Source organism: Nocardiopsis sp. KDC1DS13DA1, from assembly GCF_055632325.1.
Genome location: NZ_JBVMUY010000002.1, coordinates 95745 through 110562, shown reverse-complemented (window position 1 = coordinate 110562; position 14818 = coordinate 95745). Strand labels below are relative to the sequence as shown.

Sequence of the window (14818 nt, the reverse complement as noted above, 5' to 3'; positions counted from 1 at the left end):
GTCTTTTTGGAAAATTCGCCCATTGTGGTATGGGGGTGAACCGGGAGGAACCTGCTAGCTTCGGTCCCTTTTCCGCGCCTGAGGGTCGGAGGCCGACCCCTCGTCGCCCTCCGGCGCCTCCCCGGACGCGCCCGCGTCCGTGGCCGAGATCAGCACCTCCAGATCCGGGCCCAGCTCCTGCGGCGTCAGGTTCAGCAGGTACCGGTTGAGGTGGCGGCGGAAGGCGTCCGCCGAGTGCGAGGGCTCCACGTCCTTGCGGTGCGCCATCGCCACCGTCCGCAGCAGGCGGGGCCGGGCCAGGGGCGTCCCGCGCAGGCCGGGGCGGTTGCGCAGCACCATGCTCGGCACGACCGCCAGCCCCAGGCCCGCCTCGACGAACCGGAGCACGGCGTCCATCTCGCCGCCCTCGACGGCCAGCTCGGGCTCGAACCCGGCGGCGCGGCACGCGCGCAGCGTCGCCTCGCGCACGTCGTACCCGCGCCGGAACATCACCAGGGGGCGGCCCTCCAGCTCGGTGATCCGGATCGAGGCGCGGCCGTTGGGCGAGGGCTGGCTCATCGGGCTGGCCACCACCAGGTTCTCCCGCAGGATCGGGGTGGTGGCGAAGTCCGGGTCGCTGCTCTGGAGCGGGAGGATGATCAGCGCCAGATCCAGCTCGCCGCGGCCCAGGTCGCGGATGAGGTCGCGCGAACCGCTCTCCTCCACCTGGAGTTCGATCCCGGGGAAGCGGGTATGGAAGTCCGCGAGCACGTCGGCCAGCAGTCCCGCGCACAGTGACGGGGTGGCGCCCAGGCGCACCCGCCCCCTGCGGACCCCGGCCAGCTCCGCCACCTCGCGGCGGGCCGTCTCCAGGTCGGTCAGCATGCGTTGGGCCAGCGGCAGGAGCGCCTCACCCGCCGGCGTGAGTGTGATGTTTCCCCTGGCACGACTGAATAACGGTGCGCCCAACTCCCGCTCAAGGCTCCGGATCTGTTTGCTCAAGCTCGGCTGCGCGACGCGCGAAAGCTCGGCTGCGCGGGTGAAATGGCGTGTACGGGCTACCGCGACGAAGTACGCGAGCTGCTGGAACTGCATGCTCCATAGCCTAGAGCTATGGACACCAGCGTCCTGATGACTTGGACGTCAGACTTAACTCGATTTTAAAGTGGCAGGCTGTGGCGAACAGTACCTTGACCAAGAAGCGGTCTACGGCCTACGGGTCCACGGTGGCGCTCAAGTCAGCGATGGCGGTCACCGGTGCGATCCTTGTGCTGTATTTGATCGCGCACATGTACGGCAACCTCAAAGTCTTCATGGGCCAGTCGGCCTTCGACGGCTACGCCGAGGGGCTCCGCGACCTCGGCTACCCGCTCCTCCCGCACGAGGGCTTCCTGTGGATCGCGCGCGTCGTCCTGCTCGCGAGCGTCCTCATCCACATCTACTGCGCGGTCGCCCTGACCATGCGCGACAACCGCGCACGCGGGGGCGTCCGGCGCTACCAGGTGACCAAGCGCGTGCAGCGTTCGTACGCCTCCTACACCATGCGCTGGGGCGGCGTCCTGATCGCGCTCTTCGTGATCTTCCACATCCTGCACCTGACGGTGAACGTCATCGCTCCGGGCGGTGCCTCCGACAGCCCCTACGAGCGGCTCGTCAACGGCTTCCAGCCCGCGTACTGGTACGTGACGCTGTTCTACGTGGCGGCGGTCATCGCGGCCGGCTTCCACCTGCGGCACGGCATCTGGAGCGGCGCCGCCACGCTCGGCGCCAACAAGGCCAGCCGTCAGGGCAAGATCAACGCCGTGGCCGTGACCATCGCGCTGGTCGTGACCGTCGGCTTCCTTCTCCCGCCTCTGGCGGTCACCTTTGGACTGGTGAGCTAATTGTCTGACAACGACCTGTACATCGAGGGCGAGCCCGTCCGGGACGAGAAGGCGCCCGAGGGCCCGATCAACGAGCGCTGGGACAAGCGCCGCTTCTCGGCCAAGCTGGTCAACCCCGCGAACCGGCGCAAGCTCTCCGTCATCATCGTCGGCACCGGCCTGGCCGGGGCCTCGGCCGCCGCGACCCTGGGCGAGGCGGGCTACAACGTCACGTCCTTCTGCTACCAGGACAGCCCGCGCCGCGCGCACAGCATCGCGGCGCAGGGCGGCATCAACGCGGCCAAGAACTACCGCAACGACGGCGACAGCATCCACCGGCTGTTCTACGACACCGTCAAGGGCGGCGACTTCCGCTCCCGCGAGTCGAACGTCTACCGCCTGGCCCAGACGTCGGTCGAGATCATCGACCAGTGCGTCGCCCAGGGCGTGCCCTTCGCCCGCGAGTACGGCGGCCTCCTCGACAACCGCTCCTTCGGCGGTGTCCAGGTCTCCCGCACCTTCTACGCGCGCGGCCAGACGGGGCAGCAGCTCCTGATCGGCGCCTACCAGGCCCTGGAGCGCCAGGTCGCGGCGGGCACGGTCACGATGAACACCCGCCACGAGATGCTCGAGGTCATCGTCGTGGACGGCAAGGCGCGCGGCATCATCGCCCGGGACATGGTCACCGGCGAGATCGAGACGCACTTCGCCGACGCCGTGGTCCTGGCCACCGGCGGCTACGGCAACGTGTTCTTCCTGTCGACCAACGCCATGGGCTGCAACGTCACGGCCGCCTGGCGCGCGCACCGCAAGGGCGCGCTCTTCGCCAACCCGTGCTACACGCAGATCCACCCGACCTGCATCCCGGTCAGCGGCGACTACCAGTCCAAGCTGACCCTGATGAGCGAGTCGCTGCGCAACGACGGCCGCATCTGGGTGCCCAAGAAGGGCGGCGACGACCGCGACCCGCGCCAGATCCCCGAGGACGAGCGCGACTACTACCTGGAGCGCATCTACCCGGCCTTCGGCAACCTGGTGCCGCGTGACATCGCCTCCCGCGCCGCCAAGAACGTGTGCGACGAGGGCCGCGGCGTCGGCCCGGGCGGTCTGGGCGTCTACCTGGACTTCGCCGACGCGATCGAGCGCATGGGACGGGCCGCCGTCGAGGCCAAGTACGGCAACCTGTTCGACATGTACCAGCGCATCACCGGTGAGAACCCGTACGAGGTTCCGATGCGCATCTACCCGGCCGTGCACTACACCATGGGCGGACTGTGGGTCGACTACGACCTGCAGAGCTCCATCCCGGGCCTGTTCGTGACCGGTGAGGCCAACTTCTCCGACCACGGCGCCAACCGCCTGGGCGCCAGCGCGCTGATGCAGGGTCTGGCGGACGGCTACTTCGTCCTGCCGAACACCATCAACGACTACCTGGCCGAGGGCCCGTTCGAGCAGCTCGACGAGAGCCACCCGGACGCCGCCGCGGCCAAGGAGCAGGTCACCTCCCGGATCGAGAAGCTGCTCTCCATCAACGGTTCCCGCACCGTCGACTCCTTCCACAAGGAGCTCGGCCACATCATGTGGGACTACTGCGGCATGGAGCGCAACGAGGAGGGCCTGACCAAGGCCATCGAGCGCATCCGCGAGCTGCGCGCCGAGTTCTGGCGCGACGTCAAGGTGCTCGGTACCAACGACGAGCTCAACCAGGCCCTGGAGAAGGCCGGCCGCGTGGCCGACTTCCTGGAGCTCGGCGAGCTCATGTGCATCGACGCCCTGCACCGCCGCGAGTCCTGCGGCGGCCACTTCCGCTCCGAGAGCCAGACCGAGGACGGCGAGGCGCTGCGTCACGACGACGAGTTCGCCTACGTCGCGGCCTGGGAGTTCGGGGGCCAGGACAGCAAGCCCGTGCTCCACAAGGAAGCCCTGGAGTACGAGTACGTCGAGATGAAGCAGCGGAGCTACAAGTGAACATCACCCTGCGCGTATGGCGCCAGAAGGGCCCGGGCGACGAGGGCCGGATGGTCAACTACGAGCTCTCGGACGTCTCGCCGGACATGTCCTTCCTGGAGATGCTCGACGTCCTCAACGAGAAGCTCACCCTGCAGGACGAGGACCCGGTCGCCTTCGACCACGACTGCCGTGAGGGCATCTGCGGTGCCTGCGGTGTCGTGATCGACGGCGAGGCCCACGGCCCGGAGGTCACCACCACCTGCCAGCTGCACATGCGCAGCTTCAACGACGGCGACACCATCACCGTCGAGCCGTGGCGCGCCAAGGCGTTCCCGGTGGTCAAGGACCTGGTCGTGGACCGCGGCGCCTTCGACCGGATCATCCAGGCGGGCGGCTACATCAGCGCCCCGACCGGTACCGCCCCGGACGCCCACGCCAACCCGATCCCGAAGCCGGACGCCGACCGCGCGTTCGACGCCGCGACCTGCATCGGCTGCGGTGCGTGCGTGGCGGCCTGCCCGAACGCCTCCGGCATGCTGTTCACCGCCGCGAAGGTCACCCACCTGGGCATGCTCCCGCAGGGGCAGCCCGAGCGGGCCTCGCGCGTGGTGAGGATGGTCAACCAGCACGACGAGGAGGACTTCGGCGGCTGCACCAACATCGGTGAGTGCGCCGCGGTCTGCCCGAAGGGCATCCCGCTGGACACCATCTCCCAGCTCAACCGCGACCTGCTGGGCTCGCTCAGCAAGGGTGTCGGCTGACGCCGGTCCCCTCAGTCGCACGGGGCCGCGCCCTTGCCGGTGAACGCCGGGGGCGCGGCCCCCGCGCGTGTCGGGGGAGGTTACTCCGACAGGCGGCGCAGGGGTCCGGCGTCCCGGTCGGCGTTCTCCCGCCACATGGCGGACTCGACCGGATCGACGGCCAACACCGGTACGCCGAGTTCCTCCCCGAGCGCGCGGGCGAGGACGCTCTTCCCGGTTCCGGGCAGCCCGCTCATGACAGTCAGCATGGGGGCGGTCTGGCAGCCGGGGGTGTCACTCGGAGTCGAGGAAGCGACGCACCGAGGCCGCGGAGGCCGGCCGGCCGTGCCCGAACAGGAACCGTGTGGGCCGTGTGCCCAGAACCCGGCGCACGCCGCGCCGGAGCAGCGCCGGGTCCTGGGCGAGGAAGGGGAGTCCGGGGCGGTCGCGCCGCGTCATGCTCCCGGCCAGCAGGTCCCCGACCAGGACCTCCCCGCTCTCCCGGTGCCGCAGGCTCACCGAACCGGGGGTGTGCCCCGGGGTGTGCAGGACGTCCACCGCGACCCCGTGGGCGTCCAGCTCGGCGCCGTCGGTCAGGACCACGTCCGGGGTGACCGCCGGGAAGCGCGTGTCCAGCGTGCGCGACAGGATCCGCCCGAACAGGCTCAGCGGCGTGTAGAACTCGCTGGTCCCCGACTCGGCCCAGGCCGCCTCCGCCTCGTGGACCGCGACCGGGACCCCGAGCCGCCGACGGAGCGCGGCGGCCCCTCCCGCGTGATCGGGGTGGCAGTGCGTGAGGACGATCAGGGAGATCGAGGCGGGGTCGACACCGGCCCCGGCCAGGCGCCTGAGCAGCCGATCCTCGCCTCCGGCGAAACCGGTGTCGACGAGGACGGTGCCCTTTCCGCGCACGGCGTAGGCGGTGGACGCGCCCAGGGGGACGGGGACGACGTCGGCGGTCATCGGCCCCCCTCCCCGGGTGCGGTCAGGTCGGCCAGGGCGGGCGCCAGGTCGGCCGGTGTCCCGGCGCGGGCCACGTGCCGGTCGGGCCGGACCAGGTAGGCGGAACCGTACAGGCGGGCGGCGGAGCGCCCCCGGTCGAGCGCGGTCGGCACGCCGTGGTCGGCGCGCGCCGCCGCCCAGTCGGGCGTGATGAGGCGGACGGCACAGGACTCGGGGACGGACAGGCCCTCGGCCTGGGCGGCGTCGGTGAGCAGGAGGGTGTGCCGGTCGTGCGGCAGCAGGTCGTGCAGGCGGCGGGTGCGCTGGGCGAGGCCGTCGTAGAACTCCGGGTCGGGCAGCCGGTCCCCGCCGACCGGACCGCCCGCGCGGCCGCCGGTCCCCGCCGCGCGGCGGTAGCCGTGGTCGAGTTGGGAGAACCGGCGGGCGAAGGCGCGCCGCGCCCGGTCGGAGGACTGGAGCAGGGTCAGCGCCGCGTCGCGCAGGTGGCGGCGGGGGTCGCCGCGCAGCAGCATGGCCTGGGCACCCCGGTGGGTGAAGGAGATGACCTCGGCCGCGATGGGATGGCGCTCGTCCTGGTAGCCGTCGAGCACCCGGGGGTCGGCGCCGCGGACGGCGGCCGCGAGCCGCCAGGCCAGGTTCATCGCGTCGCCGACGCCCAGGTTGAGGCCCTGGCCGCCGAACGGTGTGTGGACGTGCCCGGCGTCCCCGGCCAGGAACACCCGCCCGTTCCGGTAGCGGACGGCCTGCTGGTGGGCGAGTGAGAAGGTCCAGAACTCGTCGACCGCTTCGATGCTCCCGTCGATCCCGGTGCGCGCCATGCAGCGCCGGGCGTCCTCGATGCTCGGTTCCACCCCCGGGGTGGCGGTGTAGGCGAGGCGGTAGCGCCGGTCGCCGGGCAGGGGGAAGACACCGAAGATGCCCTCGGTGTCCCCGGAGAAGGTCATCTCGTTCCGTGGCAGGGGCCAGTCGACGACGGCGTCGCACAGGACCCAGTCGTCGGCGTAGGGGGCGCCGGTGCGGCCGATCCCCAGGAGTTCGCGCACGGTGCTCCGGGAGCCGTCGCACCCGACCACCCAGCGGGCCTCCAGGACCTGGGACCGGCCGCCGGTGACCACGGTGGCGCGCACCCCGTCGGCGTGCTGTTCGAGGCCGGTGCACGCGGTCTCCCGCTCGACCTCCACGCCGCGTTCCGCGAGCAGGTCGATGAGCAGGTGCTCGGTACGTGCCTGGGGGATGTCCACCATGAACGGGTAGGCGGTCTCCGCCAGGGTCCGGAAGTCGACGGCGATGCGGTCCCGGTGCCCGGTCCGCAGCGTCAGGACGTCCACGCGCTGGCCCTCGGCCAGGACCGCGTCGGCCGCGCCGAGGTCGCGCAGGTGTTCCAGGGTGCGGGCGTGCAGGGCGGCGGACTTGGTCAGCTCCAGCACGCCCGCGTGCCGGTCGATGATCCGCGCGCGGACCCCGAACTGGAGGAGGCGCGCGGCGAGGGCGAGTCCGGTGGGGCCGGCCCCCACGATGAGGACGTCGATCATGACATCTCCTAAAACGAATGTTCGTTCTTTTTAGCTTCCTCCACGGCGGGAGGTCTGTCAAGAACGGTCGTTCGTTCTACGATGTGCGCATGCCACGAGTCTCCGACGCCTATCTGGCGCAGCGGCGCGAGCACATCCTGGCGGCGGCGGCCGCGTGCTTCGCGCGTGACGGCTTCCACCGCACGTCCATGCGGAACGTGATCGAGGAGGCCGGTCTGTCGCCGGGTGCGGTGTACCGCTACTTCCCGGGCAAGGACGCCATCATCGTCGCGATCGCCCTGGACGCGATCGGTGCGGTGCAGGGCGCGGTGCGCGACTCCGTCGCCCGGCGCCGGCCGTTTCCCGAGCTGGTCGGGGATCTGCCCGCCACCATCGAGGCGATGGACCGGGCCGACTCCCGAACGCGCCTGGCCGTCCAGTCGTGGGGGGAGGCGCTCCGCGACCCCGCGCTGGGGGAGGCGCTGCGCGAGGGGGTCGACGGCGTGGTCGGCCAACTGCGCGAACGCGTGGCCCTCGGCCAGGCCGAGGGGGAGGTCCCGGAGTCGGTGGACCCGCTGGCCGCGGCCCGGGTGGTGCTCGGTGTCGTCCAGGGTTACATCCTCCAGCGGGCCTGGGACCCCGAGCTGTCCGCCGCGGACTACGGCAGGGCCGCGCGTGACCTGGCGGCCGGTCTGCTCGCCCCCTGACCGTCGCGGCCGGGCGGCCGGACCGCCTCCTCGCCCGGGGCCGTGCGGAAGGCGAGTTCGACACCGCACCGCCCGTACCGTGGCTGCGCGAAGCCGTCACGCTGCTCGGCCACGCGGCGGGGGCGCAGGTGTACGAGGGGCGGATGGACGCGGCGACCGCCGCGGCGGTGGTGCGGGAGAGCGTGCTGCGCCTGCCCGGGGTTCAGACCACGGAGGGGCGCAGCATGCAGTAGGCCGGGGGTGCCGACGGTTCGTTGACCGCGCGCACCACCCGGAAGTCGTAGCGCTCGTAGAAGCCGAGGTTCACCGGGTTCATCGTCTCCAGGTAGACGGGAACCCCGTCGGCGTCCGCGCGGGCCAGACCGTCGCGCAGCAGCCGCGATCCCACCCCCGTGCCCCGGACCGCCGGATCGGTGCCCAGCATCGACAGGTACCAGTGCGGTTCCTCGGGGGCGGCCGCGCGGAGCTCACCCATGAACCGGACGACCCCGCGCATCCGGGACATCCCCAGCAGGCGCGCCCAGTGGGGGAGTGAGCGCAGTACGGCGGCCGGTCCGTTCGCGCGGGCGCCCGGCGGTGTCCACAGGGCAGCGCCGTGGACCGCCGGCGGCCGGTCCGCGGCCCGGCCGGAGGCGTGCACGCTGGCGGTCCCGCCCGGGACGTGGTCGAACCCGGCGATCAGCGCGCACGCGCGGACGGTCCGCGCGGGGCGCTCCGCGTCATCGGGGAAGAACCACCGGAAGAGCGGGTCCTCGCGGAAGGCGCGGCCCAGGACCTGCGCCACACCCGGTACGTCGCCCATCGTCGCGGTGCGGACGCGTGCGTCCGCCGGAGCCGTGGGGGTCATGCGCGCTGCCTCTTCCCGTGCGTGCGGGGTTCGGGTCACCGCTCATGCTAGACGCGTGGGGGTACGCGTGCCGGTCGTTCGTGAATTCTCCTCACATCGGGGTGCGCAGGAGAAAGCGGCTGGTTCCGATCCCGGGGTGCTCGACCTCGCGGACCACCTCGAAGCCGAACCGCTCGTAGAAGGCCGTGGCGGCGGGGTCGAGCGTCTGGGTGAAGACGGGCGTGTACGCGCCGTCGGCCCGCTCCAGTCCCGCGGACAGCAGCTCCCCGGCCAGACCGGTGCCCTCGGCGGCGGGGTCGACGCCCAGCGCCGCCACATACAGGTGGGGCTCCTGGGGCGCGGCCATCTTCCACTCGGCGAAGACGCGGACGAAGGCGCTCATCCGGGCCCGACCGACCAGCGGCCCCCAGTGCGGCCAGGTGCGCAGCGACACCAGCGGCCCCTCGGGGTTGGTCGACGGCGGCGCCCACAGCGCGGCCGCCCGGACCACCGGGGCCTCCGCGGCGCGGTCGGCCACCGCGGCGACGCGGGTGTCCCCGTACGGTACGTAGCCGAAGCCCGCCGTCAACGCGAAGAAGCGCCGGGTACGGGCCATCCGCTGCCCGTCGTCGGGAAAGAGCCACCGGAAGAGCGGGTCGTCGTGGAGCGCCCGGCTCAGGACCCGGGCCACGGCGGGCACGTCGTCGATCGTTGCGGGGCGGGCGGCTGCGGTGACGATCGGGCTCATCCCAAGAACTCTCCGATAGGGGGCGTTCCGCACATGGTAGATCACGGGACTGTCACGAAGGATCCGGGGGCGGGAGGCGGTGGCCCGTCTCACAGCGGCCGTGTGCTCACACCCGTTGGTCGAACACGTGCGCCCGCACCCAGGCGTGCATCGCCACGGCCGCCGCGGCACCGGCGTTGATCGACCGCGTCGACCCGAACTGCGCGATCGACAGCACCGCCTCGCACACCTTGCGGGCCTCCTCCGACAGCCCCGGGCCCTCCTGTCCGAACACCAGGACGACCTCGCGGGGCAGCGGATGGGTCTCCAGCGGGACCGCGCCGGGCAGGTTGTCGATCCCGACCAGGGGGAGCCCCCGCTCCCCGGCCCACCCCAGGAGCGACGCTGTGTCGGAGTGGTGGTGGACGTGCTGGTAGCGGTCGGTCACCATGGCGCCGCGACGGTTCCACCTGCGGCGGCCGACGATGTGCACGGCCGCGCAGCCGAAGGCGTTGGCGGTGCGCACGACCGAACCGATGTTGAAGTCGTGCGACCAGTTCTCCACGGCCACGTGGAACGGGTGCCGCACGGTGTCGAGGTCGGCGACGATCGCCTCGCGCCGCCAGTAGCGGTAGCGGTCCACCACGTTGCGGCGGTCGCCCCCGGCCAGGAGTTCGGGGTCGTAGCGGTCGTCCTCGGGCCAGGGGCCGGTCCACGGCCCCACACCGACCTCACGGGCCTCGTCCTCCCCGGAGGACGGGGACGGGGGCGGAGCGGTGTCGGACGCGGCGTGTTCGTTCATCCCCTCCAGCTTACGGATCTGACCGGTTGATGCCTCCGTGCAGGTGCCCGACCTGGATCACCGTCTGGTGGTGACCGATGTCGCCGCTGATCTCGTTGTGCACAGCGCCGTACGTCACCTGTGGGGCCCCGGCGTTCAGGGCCTCCATCAGCCGCCGGATCTGCGGGTCGGCCCCGGCCGCGCGCTCGATGTGTTCGGCGACGACGGTGATCGCCCCCTCGTCGTCCGGTTCGAGCCGGGCCTCGTCCAGCGCCTCCTGGGCCTCGGGGTCGCCGCGGAAGTAGCGGAAGAGGGCTTTGCGCAAGGACTTGAAGTCGTCGATGGTCGCCTGGCTGACGACCTCGGCGATCTTGGCCACGGTGCCGGTGGCGACGGCCGTGGCGAGGGCGATGGTGGAGGGGTCGGGCACGGGAGTTCTCCTCCGGGCGGGGGCGGTTCACCCCCAGTGTTCCCCGTCAGGCGGCCCGCTGTCGCCTCCTGGTGACCAGAAGTGCCACCGCGCGCCAGCCGAGGAGGGTCACCGCGAGGAAGACGGCGGTGACGATGACGAAGCTCGGAGGTGCTCCCTCGCCCGTGGCCAGGCGCAGCACCCTGCCGCCGGCCACGGTCACCGCCCAGACGAACACCCCGGTTGGCCAGATCCGGACAGGCGAGCGCCACGCCAGGGTGACCAGCCAGCCGAGGGCGAGGGCGGCCAGGAACGGCCACGCGGTCGAGGCCACGGCGGGGAGGGTGAGTCCGGTCCCGTGGTCGGTCTTGCCGATCACGACGAAGGCGAGTACACACACCAGGTCGGCCGCCAGCGCGAGCGGCACCGCGAAGGAACGCATACCCCCAGGCTAGGGCCGCCGTCGGCGATGTGTTCGGCGGGGCGGGCGGTGGGAGGGACGGTGTTCCCGGGGCGGTTCCGGACGAGTGCGGGCGGTCCCGGGCGTGTCGGGTGACGTTGTCGGGCCGTAACGTGAACCCCACGCGCGTCACGTGCGTCAGTCCCCGAGGGGCGGCCGTCGGGCCGTCCCCGGTCCCTCCCCTATCCCGACCCGCCACCGAGTGACAGATCGGCCGACGTATGCGCCCAACCCCACCCCTGGCTTCGCACGCCGGACCAGATCCTGCCCTGCCCACCGGGATAGAGCCCCTGACCGCCGATGAACCCCGTCGCGTCGGGACGTTCCGCGTCGTCGGACGGATCGGCGTGGGCGGGATGGGGACGGTGTACGCGGCTCTGGACGACGCCGACCGCCGGACAGCGGTCAAGTGCGTGCACCGGGTGTACGCCGCCGACGCCGAGTTCCGGGAGCGGTTCGCGCGTGAGGTCGCGTTGGTCCGCCGGGTGCGGGCCGCCTGCGCACCCCGTTTCCTGGACGCCGACCCCGGGGCCGACCTGCCCTGGCTGGCGACCGAGTACGTTCCCGGCCCCACCCTCGATGAGTACGTCAGAACGCACGGGCCGCTCACCGGGCGTGTACTGACCGCTCTGGCGATCGGGCTGGCCGAGGCCCTCGCCGCGATCCACACCGCCGGGGTGGTGCACCGGGACCTGAAACCGGGGAACGTGATCCTGTCGCCGGACGGCCCCAAGGTGCTCGACTTCGGGATCGCCCGCGCCGTGGAGGAGACGGCGCTGACGCGGACCGGCGGCCTGGTCGGGACGCCCGGGTGGATCGCTCCCGAGCAGTACCGGGGTGCTCCGGCGAGTGAGCGCTCGGACATGTACGCCTGGGGCGGGCTGGTGGCCTTCGCCGCGACCGGCCGCCACCCGCACGGCTCGGGTTCCTCCGACACGATGGCCGCGCGGATCCTGTCCGAGCCTCCGGGCCTGGACGGTGTCCCGGACGGGCTGCGGAGGGTGCTGGAACGGGCGCTCGACAAGGACCCCGAGCGGCGTCCCGACGCGGTCACCGCGATGCGTCAGGTGTCCGCTCCGCTGCACCCCGACGAGGCGCCCACCGAGGTGACCGGGGGCGGTGACGTCGACATCAGGGCCGTCATGGGCCAGGCGTGGACCCGGATACCGATCGCTGACTCCTCGGTGGAGGAGTGGCGGCGGTGCGCGCCGCGCAGGCGGTCGTGGGTGGTGCGGCGGCGCGTCCCGCTCGCGGTTGGCGCGGCGGTGACCGCGCTGGTGGTGCTGGCCGTCGCAGTGGTTGGGACGCTGGTCCGCGATGAGGTGGGAACCGGTGCTGGGGAGCGGGTGTCGGGGACGGACGTCGCCGACGGATCCACCACCGGCCAGGAGGTGGGTTCGGGTGTGCCCTCCGACGTGCCCGAGGAGTACCACGACCTGTACGAGAACGGCCGTGTGGTGGTGGAACCGGCGTCGGACACCTCCGCCGCGCTCCTGCGCCGGTTGGAGTCGGCCTCGGGCGGGGGTGAGGGACTCGACCAGGTGCGGCTCTCGTTCACCGCCACGGATATGGTCGGGGACGGCGCGTTCGTCAATGTCACGGCCGAGTACCTGCTCGACTTCGGTGAGGTACAGATCTCCGAGGGTGACTTCGGGTGGGACGAACGGATCACCGCTGGCCAGGACGATCTGGACATCACCTTGCAGACCGGAGGCGGCAACGTCCACGTGCTGAGCGCACGCAACCCCACCGCGAGGCTCGTCCTCGACCTCGACGTGGAGAGGACGCTGCCCGTGTACTACCTACCCGCAGGGGTCCAGGACGACGGTGCGATTCCAGCCGACTACCCCGGCGGCGTCTGCTTCCGTCCCGAGAACATCGATGAGGCCCTCGAACTCGAACCGTTGGGAGCCTCCTCAGCCGGAAACGGCCAGACCGACCGCTGCTCCGAGTGACCCTGCCCCCCGCTTCCCCTCCGCGTGAAGGTGCCCATGTCCCCTGACGCCCCCCGCCCGTTCGACCAGGACCGCCTCCCGCCCGGCATCGACCCGCCCGGCTCCACCGACCCCCGGCAACTGGGGAACTACCGTGTCGTCGGCAGGATCGGCGCCGGCGGCATGGGCGCGGTGTACGCGGGGGTCGACCCGGCGGGCTCGTGCGCCGCGGTCAAGGTGATCCATCCGCAGTTCGCAGCCGACCCCGAGTTCCTCGCCCGCTTCGCCCGCGAGGTCGAACTGGTGTCACGGGTGCGGGCGACCTGTACGGCGGCTTTCTACGGAGCCGACGTCCGGGCCGGCGCCCCCTGGCTTGCCACCGAGTACGTGCGCGGGCGGACCCTACGCCAGCACGTCCGGGCCAACGGGCCCCTGGCTGGAGGGCTGCTGCTCTCGCTCGCCGTCGGACTGGGGGAGGCCCTCGCCGCCATCCACGAGGCGGACATCGTGCACCGCGACCTCAAACCGGGCAACATCATCCTGTCGCCGGAGGGGCCGAAGGTGCTCGACTTCGGTATCGCGCGCGCCGCCGACGCGACCGCCCTGACACGGACGGGCGGCCTGATGGGGACGCCCGGCTGGATGGCGCCGGAGCAGTACCTCGGCCAGGAGGCCACGGCGCGTTCGGACATGTTCGCCTGGGGCGGGTTGGTCGCCTTCGCCGCGACCGGGCGCAACCCCTTCGGTACGGGGAACGCGGAGGCGCTGATCCACCGCACCCGTGAGGAGGAACCGGACCTGGAGGGTGTGCCGCCGGAACTCCTCGACCTGGTTCGCCGCGCGATGGACAAGTCCCCGGAGGCGAGGCCCACCGCCGCGGAGGCGCTCGCGGAGCTCACCGGCGGATGGAACGCCACCCGGGTCCAACCGGCGCGTGATGTTCCGCCCACGCGGCTCGTGCCCGATTTGCTAGCGACCGAGTGGCGCGGGGTGACGGCACCGGAGCCCCGTCCGGTGCGCCGGTCCAGGCGCGGTCGGGGGATCGCGGTGGCGACCGCGCTGACAGCGGCTCTTGCGGCCGTCGTCCTCGTCGCGGCATGGCTGGTGGTCCTCCGCCCCGGCGGGGAGGCGGGTCCCGCGGACGAAGCCGCACCATCGACGGGGGCGGACGAGGGCGGTCCCGTGGCCGGAACCTCTCCCGAGGATTTCGACGCGGTCGTGGCGGAGGCGGTCCGGCTCGCCCGGGAGGCGCCGAGCTTCGCCGCGTTCAGCTCGCAGGACAGCGGTGACGTGGGCGACGGGCAGTTCGTGTACTACGAGTACACCGAGGACCCCGACCCCGTGTACCTGGAGCTGTTGGTCGTCGGAGGGATGACCGACGGGCGGGTGGAGATCGGCGAGGGGCCGGATGATGTCCTTCGGTTCACAGAGTCCTCCCGCGCGGACGGCGAGGGCTACGACCGGAATTTCTATCGGGACCCAACCCAGGAGGACACCGCGACGGGGCCCCGAGGGCGGTGGGAGGCGGCGCTGGACGAGCTCGACGAGACCGTCCAGGACGGCGCCGAAGCCGTCTACCGGGGTGTTGACCGCGTGCGGGCCGACTTCGTTCCGGTACGCATGGCAGGGGGCAGGGATCTGGCCTCGCGTGAGGGCCACCACTACACGGGTTCCTTCATGCGCGAACCGGCTTACGAGGGGGACGAGCCGGAGGTCGCCTTTGAGCTCTGGGTAGGGGACGACGGGTACCCGTTGACGTACCGCACCGAGCTGCGCTGGGAGGGGCCCGAGGAGGACGGGAACCCCTCCGGCGTCGCGACCTACGACTTTGTGTTCGTCCAGTTCGACCAGCCGGTGGAGATCGAACTTCCCGGCGAGTCCGAGATCGCGGCGAGCCGGTCGGAGGCCCAGGGCCCCGGGTTCTGACGGGCGACGCCGGGTGCGGGCCCTCACGACCCGCACCCGGCCC

At 72.0% G+C, this 14818-nt stretch carries 15 protein-coding genes; 6 read left to right on the top strand and 9 right to left on the bottom strand.

Features of this window, described 5'->3' with window-relative positions; all coding sequences use genetic code 11:
* Positions 1-54 precede the first annotated feature (54 nt).
* Entirely contained in the window at positions 55-1074 is a 1020-nt protein-coding gene (locus tag ACTVAJ_RS00915) for a LysR family transcriptional regulator (RefSeq protein WP_470386056.1), read from the bottom strand.
* A gap of 131 nt (positions 1075-1205) precedes the next feature.
* On the opposite strand from ACTVAJ_RS00915, the gene ACTVAJ_RS00910 reads away from it, so the two are divergent.
* Genes ACTVAJ_RS00910 through ACTVAJ_RS00900 form a run of 3 tightly spaced genes read left to right on the top strand, consistent with a single transcriptional unit; the run spans position 1206 to position 4552 of the window.
* The gene (locus ACTVAJ_RS00910) at positions 1206-1862 is read left to right on the top strand and encodes a succinate dehydrogenase cytochrome b subunit (RefSeq protein ID WP_470386078.1); all 657 of its coding nucleotides are present in this window, start codon (positions 1206-1208) and stop codon (positions 1860-1862) included.
* The gene (locus ACTVAJ_RS00905) at positions 1863-3809 is read left to right on the top strand and encodes a fumarate reductase/succinate dehydrogenase flavoprotein subunit (protein ID WP_470386055.1); all 1947 of its coding nucleotides are present in this window, start codon (positions 1863-1865) and stop codon (positions 3807-3809) included.
* On the top strand, positions 3806-4552 hold the full coding sequence (locus ACTVAJ_RS00900) for a succinate dehydrogenase/fumarate reductase iron-sulfur subunit (RefSeq protein ID WP_470386054.1): 747 nt from the start codon (positions 3806-3808) through the stop codon (positions 4550-4552). The genes ACTVAJ_RS00905 and ACTVAJ_RS00900 overlap by 4 nt, the downstream gene beginning before the upstream one ends.
* Before the next feature lie 80 nt (positions 4553-4632).
* Here the strand turns inward: ACTVAJ_RS00900 and ACTVAJ_RS00895 are convergent, their stop codons facing one another.
* From ACTVAJ_RS00895 to ACTVAJ_RS00885, 3 genes are read right to left on the bottom strand one after another with little or no spacing between them, the layout of a single operon-like run.
* Positions 4633-4800 carry an AAA family ATPase gene (locus ACTVAJ_RS00895; RefSeq protein WP_470386053.1) on the bottom strand — a complete coding sequence of 56 codons (168 nt, stop codon included), beginning with the start codon at positions 4798-4800 and terminating at the stop codon, positions 4633-4635.
* Between the two features lie 25 nt (positions 4801-4825).
* Entirely contained in the window at positions 4826-5494 is a 669-nt protein-coding gene (locus ACTVAJ_RS00890) for an MBL fold metallo-hydrolase (protein WP_470386052.1), read from the bottom strand.
* On the bottom strand, positions 5491-7026 hold the full coding sequence (locus tag ACTVAJ_RS00885; RefSeq protein WP_470386051.1) for an FAD-dependent monooxygenase: 1536 nt from the start codon (positions 7024-7026) through the stop codon (positions 5491-5493). The genes ACTVAJ_RS00890 and ACTVAJ_RS00885 overlap by 4 nt, the downstream gene beginning before the upstream one ends.
* An 89-nt stretch (positions 7027-7115) precedes the next feature.
* On the opposite strand from ACTVAJ_RS00885, the gene ACTVAJ_RS00880 reads away from it, so the two are divergent.
* A complete protein-coding gene (locus ACTVAJ_RS00880) occupies positions 7116-7712 on the top strand; it encodes a TetR/AcrR family transcriptional regulator (RefSeq protein WP_470386050.1) in 597 nt (198 codons plus the stop codon).
* 202 nt (positions 7713-7914) lie between these two features.
* On the opposite strand, the gene ACTVAJ_RS00875 is transcribed toward ACTVAJ_RS00880, so the two are convergent.
* The 5 genes from ACTVAJ_RS00875 to ACTVAJ_RS00855 all read right to left on the bottom strand — a co-directional run bounded on the left by ACTVAJ_RS00875 (position 7915) and on the right by ACTVAJ_RS00855 (position 10897).
* Positions 7915-8559 carry a GNAT family N-acetyltransferase gene (locus tag ACTVAJ_RS00875; protein ID WP_470386049.1) on the bottom strand — a complete coding sequence of 215 codons (645 nt, stop codon included), beginning with the start codon at positions 8557-8559 and terminating at the stop codon, positions 7915-7917.
* Positions 8560-8650: 91 nt separating this feature from the next.
* Positions 8651-9286, bottom strand: a complete 636-nt coding sequence (locus ACTVAJ_RS00870; RefSeq protein WP_470386048.1) for a GNAT family N-acetyltransferase — start codon at positions 9284-9286, stop codon at positions 8651-8653.
* A 106-nt stretch (positions 9287-9392) separates the two neighbouring features.
* Positions 9393-10067: a TrmH family RNA methyltransferase gene (locus ACTVAJ_RS00865; RefSeq protein ID WP_470386047.1), complete on the bottom strand. Its 675-nt coding sequence runs from the start codon at positions 10065-10067 to the stop codon at positions 9393-9395.
* A gap of 10 nt (positions 10068-10077) precedes the next feature.
* The gene (locus ACTVAJ_RS00860; protein WP_470386046.1) at positions 10078-10476 is read right to left on the bottom strand and encodes a hypothetical protein; all 399 of its coding nucleotides are present in this window, start codon (positions 10474-10476) and stop codon (positions 10078-10080) included.
* A gap of 46 nt (positions 10477-10522) precedes the next feature.
* Entirely contained in the window at positions 10523-10897 is a 375-nt protein-coding gene (locus ACTVAJ_RS00855) for a DUF3054 domain-containing protein (protein WP_470386045.1), read from the bottom strand.
* A gap of 239 nt (positions 10898-11136) precedes the next feature.
* On the opposite strand from ACTVAJ_RS00855, the gene ACTVAJ_RS00850 reads away from it, so the two are divergent.
* Complete coding sequence (locus ACTVAJ_RS00850; RefSeq protein ID WP_470386044.1) at positions 11137-12870, top strand: serine/threonine-protein kinase; 1734 nt, start codon at positions 11137-11139, stop codon at positions 12868-12870.
* Between the two features lie 36 nt (positions 12871-12906).
* Complete coding sequence (locus ACTVAJ_RS00845) at positions 12907-14775, top strand: serine/threonine-protein kinase (protein ID WP_470386043.1); 1869 nt, start codon at positions 12907-12909, stop codon at positions 14773-14775.
* Positions 14776-14818: the final 43 nt, after the last annotated feature.

Bases quoted from the DNA above. Each gene is read 5' to 3' on its own strand.
- ACTVAJ_RS00850 (WP_470386044.1), top strand. From the start codon at position 11,137: ATGCGCCCAACCCCACCCCTGGCTTCGCACGCCGGACCAGATCCTGCC.
- ACTVAJ_RS00885 (WP_470386051.1), bottom strand. From the start codon at position 7,026: ATGATCGACGTCCTCATCGTGGGGGCCGGCCCCACCGGACTCGCCCTC.
- ACTVAJ_RS00870 (WP_470386048.1), bottom strand. From the start codon at position 9,286: ATGAGCCCGATCGTCACCGCAGCCGCCCGCCCCGCAACGATCGACGAC.
- ACTVAJ_RS00875 (WP_470386049.1), bottom strand. From the start codon at position 8,559: ATGACCCCCACGGCTCCGGCGGACGCACGCGTCCGCACCGCGACGATG.
- ACTVAJ_RS00880 (WP_470386050.1), top strand. From the start codon at position 7,116: ATGCCACGAGTCTCCGACGCCTATCTGGCGCAGCGGCGCGAGCACATC.
- ACTVAJ_RS00915 (WP_470386056.1), bottom strand. From the start codon at position 1,074: ATGCAGTTCCAGCAGCTCGCGTACTTCGTCGCGGTAGCCCGTACACGC.
- ACTVAJ_RS00855 (WP_470386045.1), bottom strand. From the start codon at position 10,897: ATGCGTTCCTTCGCGGTGCCGCTCGCGCTGGCGGCCGACCTGGTGTGT.
- ACTVAJ_RS00845 (WP_470386043.1), top strand. From the start codon at position 12,907: ATGTCCCCTGACGCCCCCCGCCCGTTCGACCAGGACCGCCTCCCGCCC.
- ACTVAJ_RS00890 (WP_470386052.1), bottom strand. From the start codon at position 5,494: ATGACCGCCGACGTCGTCCCCGTCCCCCTGGGCGCGTCCACCGCCTAC.
- ACTVAJ_RS00895 (WP_470386053.1), bottom strand. From the start codon at position 4,800: ATGCTGACTGTCATGAGCGGGCTGCCCGGAACCGGGAAGAGCGTCCTC.
- ACTVAJ_RS00865 (WP_470386047.1), bottom strand. From the start codon at position 10,067: ATGAACGAACACGCCGCGTCCGACACCGCTCCGCCCCCGTCCCCGTCC.